This is a genomic window from Streptomyces genisteinicus (assembly GCF_014489615.1).
Taxonomy (GTDB): Bacteria; Actinomycetota; Actinomycetes; order Streptomycetales; family Streptomycetaceae; genus Streptomyces; species Streptomyces genisteinicus.
The window spans coordinates 36,580-48,487 of record NZ_CP060827.1; the positions used below are offsets into that span (position 1 = coordinate 36,580).

Here is an 11,908-nt window from a genome sequence, read left to right on the forward strand (position 1 = left end):
TCCCGCGACGGCGGAGAGGACAACGCCAGCGTCTGCCAGCCCACGTGCTGGTGGGAGCACCTCCGCGTTGGCCGGGAGGGCGTGCTTGTTGTCCGCGGACAACAAACTCTGCCTTGGCGCCCCCGCGTTGGCGGGGAGGACTCCGCGGAGCGCCGGACCCACCTGTCGCGGGCCGGAGCATCCTCGCGACGGCGGGGAGGACGCGAGCACGCCGGCGGTGTGACAGATCTCCGCCGGAGCACCCCCGCGACGGCGGGGAGGACCGCGGGCCCAGCAGAATGTTCCGCAACGACTTCGGAGCACCCCCGCGACGGCGGGGAGGACAGGTCGGAGGGGGTTGGGAAACTCTGTTGTTTCGGAGCACCCCCACGACGGCGGGGAGGACGGAGAACTCCGGGCTGACGACGACGTAGCGGACGGAGCACCCCCACGACGGCGGGGAGGACGGAGAACTCCGGGCTGACGACGACGTAGCGGACGGAGCACCCCCGCGACGGCGGGGAGGACGCGGCGTTCGCGTCCCCCGAGGTACAGGCCGGCGGAGCACCCCCGCGACGGCGGGGAGGACCTGAACGGCTGGGTCGGCGAGATCGACAGGCGCGGAGCACCCCCGCGACGGCGGGGAGGACGCGGCCGGTGCCGCCCCGGAGGCCGGCGGCGGCGGGAGCACCCCCGCGACGGCGGGGAGGACCTGCGGCTCCACCTCGCGGACTGGCCGCACGACGGAGCACCCCCGCGACGGCGGGGAGGACGCGTCAACCGTGTTCGGCCGGGCCAACGTCGACGGAGCACCCCCGCGACGGCGGGGAGGACTTCACGTGCATCGCCAGCACGTTGTAGACGGCCGGAGCACCCCCGCGACGGCGGGGAGGACCACAACAAGGGCGGCCACAACATCCACAACCACGGAGCACCCCCGCGACGGCGGGGAGGACGGCACCACGAGCTGGCGATGTGCCAGGCAGTACGGAGCACCCCCGCGTTGGCGGGGAGGACGCGGGCGGCCTCAACTGCCGCCGACCGCGCGGCGGAGCACTCCCGCGTCGGCGGGGAGGACTTCGGCCTCGTGCCCCCGCCCGGCACCCGCATTGGAGCACCCCCGCGACGGCGGGGAGGACAGAATCCACACGCCGAGCGGGAGCACCCCCGCGACGGCGGGGAGGACGGCGGTACGGCCACGGCCGGTCCGCCGCCGGACGGAGCACCCCCGCGATGGCGGGGAGGACGCCGACGCGGGTGGCGCTCCAACGGCTCGGTTCGGAGCACCCCCGCGACGGCGGGGAGGACGCGGCCTCGGCCATGAGCGCCAAGCCGCGGGCCGGAGCACCCCCGCGACGGCGGGGAGGACATGGAGGTCGCCCACATGATGTTGCCCGCCCGCGGAGCACCCCCGCGACGGCGGGGAGGACGCCGACGCGGGTGGCGCTCCAACGGCTCGGTTCGGAGCACCCCCGCGACGGCGGGGAGGACGTGCGGAACCGGCCGACGGGGCGGCCCTCGCGCGGAGCACCCCCGCGACGGCGGGGAGGACGCCCACCAGGCGCAGCGCCGCCCGCACGCCTGCGGAGCACCCCCGCGACGGCGGGGAGGACATCAATCGCCTGATCCGGGAAAAGGGCCCCCGCGGAGCACCCCCGCGACGGCGGGGAGGACCGGGACCCGTCCGGGAAGAGTTGTGGCCCGACCGGAGCACCCCCGCGACGGCGGGGAGGACCTCACCTTCTGGCCCGGGCCGCCGCCCGCCGACGGAGCACCCCCGCGACGGCGGGGAGGACTCTTCCTGAGCTGGGGCTTAGGAGTGACTTTGCAGATCCTTTGCCTGGCGGCAGGAGGGGTCTGGGTGGTCCATGTGGGGACTCTACCTGGCTGGTTGGGGAGGAGGGTGTTGTCGGTGAGGGCTGGTTGAATGCCGGTTTCGGTAGGTGATGTGCTGCTGGTTGGGGGTTGGGATGTCTGAGGTCTGGGGTGTGCCGGACGAGTCTGTGTGGGGGAAGTCGCGGGGGCTCGATCCCGGCTTGCCGCCTTATCCGCTGGTGCGGCATCTGTTAGACGCTGCCGCGATGGCGTTGCACCTGTGGGATGCGTTTTTGTCGGAGAGTCAGCGGCTGCGGATCGCGGAGGGGATGGGGTTCGCGGGCGAGAGCGATCGCGCTCGGGCGGTGGTGGGGCTGTGTGCCGGTCTGCATGACATCGGCAAGGTGTCGGGGTTCCAGTTCTGTTCGCGGCACGGCAGCGCGCATCTGAGTCCAGCTCTGGCCAGCGGCCGGGAGCGGATGACGGGGGAGTGGTTCGGCCATGACGTGGCGGGACTGCAGGTGACGCAGGACGTGCTGACTGCGCTGGGGCTGGCCGACGGCGGGGAGGTGCGGGCAGCGCAGCGGATGGCGGAGGTGATCGGGGGCCATCACGGTCGCTTCCACCGTGTGGAGGACGGTGTCGCTCCTGGATTCCTGGGTGATGCCGCGTGGGCGGGGCAGCGGGTGGCGCACGCGGGTGCGGTACACGGGGCGCTGGGCCGGCCGCAGGTGCCGGAGGAGTTCACCGCGGCCGTGGCGGTTCTGGTGTGCGGGGTGGTGATGCTGGCGGACTGGCTGGTGAGTCAGGAGGACTATCTCCGCGGGCGGCAGCGGGAGTTGGAGCCGACGCTGGAGGGGCATTTCGCCCGCTCGCAGCGGGATGCGCCGACGCTGCTGAAGGGGGCGGGCCTGGTCCGGGTTCAGCTGGGACGCAAGGAGTTCGCGCAGGCGTACGGGATTGCCGGAGAACCCAATCCGCTGCAGCGGTCCATGGCCGACGAGCTGCGGGAGGCAGTCGGTGCGGGGCGGCGGGGCGGGATCCTGGTGGTGACGGCGGCGCCGGGGGACGGGAAGAGCGAGACCGCTCTGGAGGCCGAGCGGATCCTGTCCCACGCGTTCGGCACCCAGGGGTACGTGTTCCTGCTGCCCACGATGGCCACCAGCGACCAGATGCACGCCCGGATCGCAAGGACCCTCCAGGCCCAGTCCGGCAAGGAAGCGGGGCTGACCCTGGTCCACAGCATGGCGTGGCTCAACAGCGCCTACACGGATGAGGACCTGGACACGCAGCCGGTGCTGACGTGCGACGGCGACGAACGGCCGGCGGGCCGCGGCCGGGCGGAGACGGACATGCGGCCGCAACGGTGGCTGCGCGGCGCGAAACGCCCGCTGCTCGCCCAGTTCGCGGTCGGCACGATCGACCAGGCGCTGATGGCGGTGCTGCCGGTGCGGCACAACGCGCTGCGCATGCTGGCCCTGTCCGGCAAGACGTTCATCGTGGACGAAGCTCACGCCTACGACCCGTACATGCAGGTCCTGCTGGGCCGGCTGCTGAACTGGCTCGGCGCCTACGGGGTGCCGGTCGTCCTCCTGTCCGCGACACTGCCCGCGTCCGTGAGCGACCGGCTGATCAAGGAATACCTGCAGGGCGCCGGACACAACACGCGCAACCGCAGGGGCGCGAGGAACACGGCACCGGCTTTGGCCGAGCGGACGTTCCCGGTGCCCTACCCGGGATGGCTGTACGTCGACGCAGCGAGCGCCCGGGCCACGGAGATCTCCGAGCGGCGCCGTACCGAGCAGGCATCCGCGCGCAGCATGAAACTCGCCGTCCAGGTCGAACCGGTCGCCCACGAGGCGGGCGGCCGCACCCGCCCGCGGCAGGACGTGATCGAACAGCTGCTGGAACCGGTCAGCGAGGCAGAAGGCGGGACCGCGTTGGTGGTGTGCAACACCGTCGCCGACGCTCAAGCCACCTACCTGCGGCTACGTGAACGCTTCGACCAGCGCACACACCAACAGGGCGGGATGGTGCAGCTGCTGCACGCCCGCTTCCCCGCCCACATCCGCGAGACCCGCACCGCAGAAGTCACCGCAGGCCTCGGCCGCAGCGGGCCACGCCCCGAGCGGCGGATCGTCGTGGCCACCCAGGTCGTGGAGCAGTCCCTCGACCTCGACGCCGACATCGTCATCAGCGACCTGGCCCCCATGTCGCTGCTGCTCCAGCGCGCCGGCCGCTGCTGGCGCCACGAACAGCACTGGGCGCGCAACGGCTACCCCGACGGCCGCACCCGCCCCGGCTGGGCCACCGAACCACGGCTGGTCGTCCTCGACCCGATCGCCGACGGCGGACGGGTGCCCCAGCAGTGGGGCGAGGTGTATTCCGAGCACCTCCTCACCACGACCTCCCGCACTCTGCACAGCCTCACGAACACCACCATCTCCATCCCCGACGACGTGCAGCACCTCGTCGAAACCGTCCACGGGGACGGCACAGACTTCGACTGGAACACCCCAGGCGGCAACGACGAGAAAGCGTGGACCGCGCACAAAGGCAAGGAAACAGCTGAACGCAGCATGGCCGGCCTCCGTGCCGTCCCCCGAGCCCGCAGCACCGCAGCACTCCACGACCTGCACCACCTGCCCGGCGAGGAAGACGAGTGGGAACTGTCCACCCGCCTCGGCGCCGACTCTGTGCGCCTGCTGTGCACCTACCTTCACCCAGACGGCACCCTCACCCTCGACCCAGCAGCCACACAACCCCTGCCCGAAGCCACAGACGGCAAGAAGATGCCCAACGCATCAGTCCGTGCCGTGATGCGCAGGACTCTCCCCGTCCGAGCAGACTGGCTCGCCGGAGCCGACCCCGACAGCATCGCACCACCCCCCTCCTGGACCGACCACCCTCTCCTCGGCGAACTACGCCTCCTGCGGCAACCCCTCCACTCAGGCACCGCCCAAGCCGTAACCATCGGCAAGCACAGACTCCGACTCGACGAAGACCTCGGCCTCACCCGTAAGTAGCCCGCCGGCCATCCGCATCGTCAACACACCCGGAAGGAAATCGAACACAGGTAGAGCCTCCATATCCTCAGAGCCGCTGACATCACCCCAGGCCTCAACCAGCGCCGGTACAGTGCGCACATGAGCCACCCCACCCCCTCCAACCGGAAAGCAAAGAAACGGCAAAGCCACTTCTAAGCCCCAGGTCAGGAAGGGTCCTCCTCGCCTGCCGCGGGGGTGTTCGGTCTCGTGACCGCAGGCCGCTGGTGTTCGACACGTCCTCCCCGCCTGCCGCGGGGGTGTTCGGCCCGCGCCGAGACCGGCCGGCCGGGGCACTGGTCCTCCCCGCCTGCCGCGGGGGTGTTCCCTGGCCCACACCACCGCGGCGGGACTGATGGCCGTCCTCCCCACCTGCCGCGGGGGTGTTCCGTTCGCGACGGACACGTTCCAGCTGTCGGGCACGTCCTCCCCGCCTGCCGCGGGGGTGTTCCGCCGGTCGAGCCGTACAACCCGACCCGGGTCGAGTCCTCCCCGCCTGCCGCGGGGGTGTTCCGGAAGCCCTGGCCAACAGCAAGTTCGAGCAGGAGTCCTCCCCGCCTGCCGCGGGGGTGTTCCGTACGAGGAGACCGGGTCCTGGAACGCGGCGAAGTCCTCCCCGCCTGCCGCGGGGGTGTTCCGCAGATCCCCTGCCCGTGGTGCATGGGGCTCGGGTCCTCCCCGCCTGCCGCGGGGGTGTTCCGGCCGACCTCGACAAGCAGGCCGAACGCATGAAGTCCTCCCCGCCTGCCGCGGGGGTGTTCCCACCCGATGCCGGCGATCCGGGTGCAGTACCAGGTCCTCCCCGCTGCCGCGGGGGTGTTCCGCCCGTACCCGGCACCCCTCAGCAGGCGGGAGAGTCCTCCCCGCTGCCGCGGGGGTGTTCCGGGACCGGCAGAGCGCGACGCCACGATCCTCACGTCCTCCCCGCTGCCGCGGGGGTGTTCCGCAGCGCCACCCGCACAAGCGGATCATCCGCGGGTCCTCCCCGCTGCCGCGGGGGTGTTCCGGTGTGTACCCCGGCCACGATCAGGGGCGTGTCGTCCTCCCCGCTGCCGCGGGGGTGTTCCGCCGCTCGGTCCGGTGGACCGGGCGATCACCCGGTCCTCCCCGCTGCCGCGGGGGTGTTCCGAAAGCCAGCCCGACGCAGGCCCGGCGGCCGGCGTCCTCCCCGCTGCCGCGGGGGTGTTCCGCGGCGATACGACGCCACGGTCCGCGTCAACGTGTCCTCCCCGCTGCCGCGGGGGTGCTCCGCGATCGGGCGCCTCGCGTGCCCGGAAGGCGCGGTCCCCCCGCTGCGGGGGTGCTCCTGGATGCTGTGCCCACGGACGTGTATGTGCAGCACACCCCCACATCGGTGAGGAAGTCGCAGGGACGTCGACTCGCCCGTGCCCCTCGACAGAAACACCCCCGCGTTCGGCGGGGAAGGCGGGCGCTCTCACGAACGGTGCTCCCGACGGGCAGGCTTCATACAGGAAACGGCTGTCGCCGGGAGCGGCAGACGACTGTTCTGGGCTGCGTCGTCTGGCGACTCTACGCGGTGAGGCGGCGCTGGGCCTCGGCAGCACCAAGAAGTAACGCGGTGCAGGATCCGATGGTTGCCGAGTCCGGTTGCAGGCTGATGACGATCACGATGATGGTCACCACGAGCAACCAGGGCGCGGTGGTGTTCCAGGACAGGGGAAGGGCGGCTTGCATGTCTCTCCTTGCACACGGTGCCTGTGTGGTCACACAGGGCAGCGGACGTTGAGTTGTACCGGAGGCGCTGGGCACTTGGCAAGTCCGTCCTTCCCCTCCGAACCGCCCCTGCCCTTCAACCTTCCAAATATCACCTAGCAGCGCACGGATGTCTTCCGGCTTGCTCAGCGCGCCGAGAGGGAGCTCTAGCACGGCTACCAGTACGGGGCACCGATTTTGGCTGGGTCGGTGCGGATTGTCGGTGGTGGGTGTTTGAATGCGGGTCACGTTGAAGTGACTGGCTGTAGGGGGCTGTGTCGTGTCTGTGTGTCGGGCGCGGCGGGGGAGGGGTGGTGCGTGTGGGTGGGGGTTTCGATCTGCGGGTCGAGCCGTGGATTCCGGTGCGGTTAGCGACTGGGGAGACGGTGTGGCTGGGGTTACGTGAGCTGTTTACGCGGGCGCATGAGATCGAGGATCTTCAGGTGCCGGTGCCGCCCGCCGCTGCCGGGCTAATGCGGATCCTCGCGTCGCTCACGGCGCGGGTCGCTGCGGACGGCGACGAGTTTCTGGACGATCCGGGTGTCGGCGAGAACATCGACGAGTGGCACGGCCTGCGGGACAGGATCCTGAAGTCGGGCCGGTTCGACCCGGCGGCGGTGGACGCCTACTTCGCCCGGGAGGACCTGGAGGGCCGGTTCGACCTCTTCCATCCCGAGCGGCCGTTCCTGCAGGACCCCCGGCTGCGCACCGAGTGCGTGGACGCGAAGGGTGCGCCGAACGCCTCCGGGGTGAACAAGCTGGTGATGGGCCGGCCGACCGGTATCAACGGGGCCGTCCTGTTCGGGCACTTCACGGACACCGCTCCGGTACCCGTCCCGGCGGCGGAGGCGGCGTGGCATCTGATCGCGCAGCTGTACTACGGGCCGTCGGGGCAGTGCACGCCCCGCCGGATCACGGCTGAGCGGGCGGGCAGCACGGACGCGGCCCCGCTGCGGAAGTCGGTCTCCTACTTTCCGTGGGCGCCGGATCTGTTCTCCACGCTCGTGCTGGCGGTGCCGAGCCCGCAGGCGCAGGTCGACTGGGAGGCAGAGGACGCGTGCCCGTGGGAAGCCGAAGCTCTGAATGAGCCGCTGGGGCCGGTGCCGGCGGTGACGTGGCCCGGCGGGATGCTGACCGGCCGGTTCCGGCACGCAGCGCTGCTCATTGCGTCCCCGGACGGGCGTACCGTGTGCGACGCCTACCTGACGTGGGCGACTCACGAGAAGCCGCAGCAGGTCCGTGACCCCTATCAGGTTCTCGACCCGCGCCGGGACGGCGAGTTCCAGCCCAGGGAAGCGGACGGGGCGCGGGCGTTGTGGCGGGACCTCGACTCGCTGCTGCTGAAGGACAGCCGTGGCAGCAGCAGGCGTCCGCCCGCTCTGGAGCACCTGCCGCGGTGGCTCCTGCCCCAGCTGCGGGTGCGTGCCTACGGCTTCGACCAGGACGGACAGCAGAAGGACAGCGTCTGGTACCAGGCGACGACTCCGCCCGTGCTGCGCTGGCAGGAAGAGAACGACACCGCCATGGCGCACCACGTCAAGCGCTGCCACGCCATGGCCGAACAGACCGGCGACCGGCTCGACTACGCCGCGCGGATCGCCTGGAAGATCGCCACCGACGCGAATACGGACCTGTCGCCGACAGCGAAGGTCAGACTCGACGCGCGCAAACCCGGCCCCTGGGCGGCCGCCGCGATGACCCGGTACTGGCCGGCCGCGGAGACCGCGTTCTGGCAGCTCACGAGGACCGGCCAGGCCACCGAACAGGTCGCCCGCCCGTTCGTGGACGCCGCTCTGACCGCGCTCGACGACGCTCTGGGCCAGGCCAACCGGGCGGACATCCGCGTCGCCCGCGCACGCCAGCGCGCCCGCGGCCTGCTGCTGGCGCTGCTGCGCCCGGCGCCGGCCACCGCCTGACCCTGCCGCTCACAGCCGTGCCTGCCCGCAGGCCCAGCACGCCATCACACCCACACCCACGCCCTCGTCCAAGGGACGCCTCATGACCACTTCTGTGCCGGCGGCATCGGTGCCGCCTCCCTCCGATCCGCCGGCCACGGCCCCGCCCGCTACGGCAAGGCGCGGATCGGACGCGTTCGTCGCCCATGTGCACCACCTGTGCCAGTCCACCCAGGCCCGCGCCGCGCTGCGCCGCGGTCTGGGACTGCCGGTGGAGCGGTGCAACACCATGCACCGCTACCTGGTGCCCTGGCTGCGCGACCACGACGACCCGCACCACGCCGACGTCCGCCGTGCCTACTACGCGGTCGCGTCGCTGATCGCCGCGCGCCCCCGCGCCGCACGGGACACCGTCCCGGACCATGCCGGGATCTCCTGGTTCCAGCGGCCGAATCTCGGAGCCAGCCTCGGCCAGGGCGTCGCGGCCAAGGTGATGAAGGGCAACTCCGCCGAGAGCAGCCTGCACCTGATGACCCGGCAGAGCGCCGATGCGATCCACCCGTCCCTACCCGCCCTGATCCGTCAGCTCCAGAGCAGCGGGATCGCGGTCGACTGGGCCGTCCTGCTGGAGGACCTCGCCTGGTTCAACCGCAGCCGCGACCGCATCGCCACCCGCTGGCTCGAGGACTACTTCCGCACCTCCACCCGCACCACCGACCCCGACACCGGCATCCCCACCGGTGCCGACCCCGCCCATGCCGACCTTGCCGAGGAGAACGACCGATGACTGTCTACCTGGACCTGAGCGCCCTGCAGTCGGTGCCCGCCGCGAACCTGAACCGTGACGACCTCGGCTCCCCGAAGCAGGTCCGCTACGGCAACGCCTCCCGGATCCGGGTCTCCAGCCAGTCCTGGAAGCGGGCGATCCGCCACGGCGTCGAGCAGGACCTCGGAGAGAAGGCCGCCCGCACCCGCCAGGTCCCGGTGAAGGTGCGCCAAGCCCTCGAACGCGCCGGCTGGCCCGAGGAACTGGCCGCCTTCGCCGGCGCGCAGGTCGCCGCCAGCGCCGGGAAGAAGGGCATCGGCACCGAAGCGGCCGGTCACACCTCGGTCCTGCTGTTCCTCCCGGAGGCTGCGATCGACGAACTCGCCGCCGTCTGCACCGAGCACCGCCCGGCCCTGGAGGAGGCCGCGGGCAAGAAGAAGCCCGGCCAGATCCTTCCGACCCAGGCCATCGAAGCGATCCTCAAGCGGCGCACCGCCTCCATCAGCCTGCTGGGCCGCATGCTCGCTGAACTCCCCAACGCCAACGTCGACGGCGCCGCCCAGGTCGCCCACGCCTTCACCACCCACGCCGCCGAACCGCAGCGCGACTACTTCACCGCAGTCGACGACTGGCTCGGCGAAGCCGACACCGGCAGCGGCCACCTCGACACCGCCGAGTTCAGCGCCGGCGTCTTCTACCGCTACGCGACCGTCAACGTCGCCGACCTGCTGAAGAACCTCGAAGGCGACACCAAGGCCGCCCGCACCGTCCTCGGGTCCTTCGCCGAACACTTCCTCCTGTCCCTCCCGCAGGCCAAGAAGAACAGCACCGCCCCCCACACCGTCCCCGACCTCGCCTACCTCGCCGTGCGCGAACACCGCCCCCTGTCCCTGGCCGCCGCCTTCGAAACCCCCGTCACCGCCGACCAGCAAGGCGGCTTCTCCCACCCCTCCCGCACCGCCCTCGACACCTACGCCGTCAACCTCAACCGCCTCACCGGCCAGCGCAACCGACGCTTCCACGGCCACACCGTGATCGACCCCGAAGCCAAGCACCCCGGCCTCGGCACCGCCCACGACTCCTTCGACCAGCTCATCGACGCCGCGATCACCGCAGCCCTGCCCACCGCGGAGAACGAGCAGTGAGCGGATTCCTGCTGCGCCTGGCCGGACCCCTGCAGTCCTGGGGAGAACGCTCCGCGTTCGCCCCCGTCCGCGACACCGCCCCCTTCCCGACCCGCTCCGCCCTCATCGGCATGTTCGCCGCAGCCGAGGGCATCGGCCGCCAGGACGGGGGCCTGGACCGCTACCAGAACCTCCACCTCACGGTCCGCGTGGACCGCCCCGGCGTCCGGCTCGTCGACTACCACACCGCCGGCGGCGGCTTCCCCAAAGAACGCACCCCGGCCACCAGCGCCGGCAGCAACAAGGGCGCAGCCGTCATCACCCGCCGCCACTACCTGTCCGACGCCGTGTTCGTCGTCGCCGTCACCGCACCCGACCAGATCCTCGAACCCCTCACCACAGCTCTGCGCCGCCCCCACTGGGCCCCGTACCTGGGCCGCCGCTCCTGCGTGCCCGACGAGCCGTTCCTCCTGCGCCGCCACGTCGACGACCCCGAGGAAGAACTCCGCACCCGCGTACCCCTCAGCCGACCCACACCCCGAAACCGGCACGGCCACGACCGCGAACCCACCACGATCCAGGTCGAGTTCCTCCGCGAACAGCCCGCCCGGCCAGCCCCCCACCCGGCCGCGCCCCACCACGCAGAAAGGCCCCTTCCCGCCGAGAGCAAGGAGCCTGGAGCTCCGGCCTCCTCCAGCCCTGATGCCACCGACCGCCCGGCACCCTCCGACAGCTTCGCCGACATCATCGAAGTGAACGACGTGCCCGTCAGCTTCGCCCCGCACCAACGCAGCCACACCACACGCCGCCTCCACCGCACCGTCGAGGCGCTGCCCGGCCACCTCACCGGCCCCCAGCACACCCTCATACAGCGCCTGATCGACTACGCCCACCTCGAGGACCACGCATGAACCACCCGGTGATCGCACGCATCCGCCTCAACCCGCACAGCCAAGACGTGCAACGAGACCTGCGGGACGCCACCCAGATGCACCGCACCGTCATGCGGATGGTCCCCGACCACCTCGGCGAATCCCCCCGCCACCAGACCGGACTGCTCTACCGCCTCGACGAGACCGACACCACCAGCACACTCCTCGTCCAAGCCGCCCAACTCGACCCGCACCGCCTGCCCACCGGCTACGGCACCGCCGACATCAAAAGCCTCAGCCCCATGTTCACCGCACTCCGCAAAGGACTCGGCGTCCGCTACCGCATCGTCGTCAACCCCGCCAAACGCGAACGCCTCCCCACCGAACACAAAGGCCAACGCGGACGCATCGTGCCGCTGACCGGCCCCGACGCCGACCAATGGTGGAACCGCCGCGCCACCGACGCAGGCCTCACCCTCCACACCCTCACCCCCACCAGCACCGAACCGGTCCGCCCCCGCACCTCCAACGCACCCCGCATGCGGCACAGCCTCCTGCGCTACGACGGCACCGCCACCGTCACCGACCCCGACGCACTGCGCGACGCCCTCCTCAACGGCATCGGCCGAGCCAAGCCCTACGGCGCCGGCCTCCTCAGCCTCGCCCCCGCCACCACCGCGTGAGCGCACCACGACGGGGC

Annotated in this window: 7 protein-coding genes and 2 CRISPR repeat arrays; of the genes, 6 read left to right on the top strand and 1 reads right to left on the bottom strand. The window is 71.6% G+C overall.

Annotated elements, in window-relative coordinates; genetic code table 11:
* Positions 1–173: 173 nt before the first annotated feature.
* Positions 174–1,775: a CRISPR direct-repeat array (repeat unit 29 nt; unit sequence CGGAGCACCCCCGCGACGGCGGGGAGGAC).
* Positions 1,776–1,949: 174 nt separating this feature from the next.
* Positions 1,950–4,820 (top strand): CRISPR-associated helicase Cas3', encoded by a 2,871-nt coding sequence (gene cas3 / locus IAG43_RS34005; RefSeq protein ID WP_187745024.1) that lies wholly within the window; start codon positions 1,950–1,952, stop codon positions 4,818–4,820.
* Positions 4,821–5,633: 813 nt separating this feature from the next.
* Positions 5,634–6,089: direct repeats of the CRISPR family, unit length 29 nt; unit sequence GTCCTCCCCGCTGCCGCGGGGGTGTTCCG.
* Between the two features lie 279 nt (positions 6,090–6,368).
* On the opposite strand, the gene IAG43_RS34010 is transcribed toward cas3, so the two are convergent.
* Positions 6,369–6,533: a hypothetical protein gene (locus IAG43_RS34010; RefSeq protein ID WP_187745025.1), complete on the bottom strand. Its 165-nt coding sequence runs from the start codon at positions 6,531–6,533 to the stop codon at positions 6,369–6,371.
* 338 nt (positions 6,534–6,871) lie between these two features.
* Between IAG43_RS34010 and casA the strand changes: the two genes are divergently transcribed.
* The 5 genes from casA (at position 6,872) to cas6e (ending at position 11,891) form a co-directional block, all read left to right on the top strand.
* On the top strand, positions 6,872–8,467 hold the full coding sequence (gene casA / locus IAG43_RS34015; RefSeq protein ID WP_281404003.1) for a type I-E CRISPR-associated protein Cse1/CasA: 1,596 nt from the start codon (positions 6,872–6,874) through the stop codon (positions 8,465–8,467).
* A gap of 82 nt (positions 8,468–8,549) precedes the next feature.
* Positions 8,550–9,233, top strand: coding sequence for a type I-E CRISPR-associated protein Cse2/CasB (gene casB / locus IAG43_RS34020; RefSeq protein WP_246574858.1), 684 nt, complete (start codon positions 8,550–8,552; stop codon positions 9,231–9,233).
* Positions 9,230–10,357 carry a type I-E CRISPR-associated protein Cas7/Cse4/CasC gene (gene cas7e / locus IAG43_RS34025; protein WP_187745026.1) on the top strand — a complete coding sequence of 376 codons (1,128 nt, stop codon included), beginning with the start codon at positions 9,230–9,232 and terminating at the stop codon, positions 10,355–10,357. Before casB ends, cas7e begins: the two co-directional genes overlap by 4 nt.
* Entirely contained in the window at positions 10,354–11,247 is an 894-nt protein-coding gene (gene cas5e / locus IAG43_RS34030; protein WP_187745027.1) for a type I-E CRISPR-associated protein Cas5/CasD, read from the top strand. The genes cas7e and cas5e overlap by 4 nt, the downstream gene beginning before the upstream one ends.
* Positions 11,244–11,891 (top strand): type I-E CRISPR-associated protein Cas6/Cse3/CasE, encoded by a 648-nt coding sequence (gene cas6e / locus IAG43_RS34035; protein ID WP_187745028.1) that lies wholly within the window; start codon positions 11,244–11,246, stop codon positions 11,889–11,891. The genes cas5e and cas6e overlap by 4 nt, the downstream gene beginning before the upstream one ends.
* The last annotated feature ends 17 nt before the right edge of the window (positions 11,892–11,908 follow it).

What these genes read in the sequence shown, in the direction of transcription:
- cas6e (WP_187745028.1), top strand. Translation starts at nt 11,244, where the DNA reads ATGAACCACCCGGTGATCGCACGCATCCGCCTCAACCCGCACAGCCAA.
- IAG43_RS34010 (WP_187745025.1), bottom strand. Translation starts at nt 6,533, where the DNA reads ATGCAAGCCGCCCTTCCCCTGTCCTGGAACACCACCGCGCCCTGGTTG.
- cas7e (WP_187745026.1), top strand. Translation starts at nt 9,230, where the DNA reads ATGACTGTCTACCTGGACCTGAGCGCCCTGCAGTCGGTGCCCGCCGCG.
- cas3 (WP_187745024.1), top strand. Translation starts at nt 1,950, where the DNA reads ATGTCTGAGGTCTGGGGTGTGCCGGACGAGTCTGTGTGGGGGAAGTCG.
- casB (WP_246574858.1), top strand. Translation starts at nt 8,550, where the DNA reads ATGACCACTTCTGTGCCGGCGGCATCGGTGCCGCCTCCCTCCGATCCG.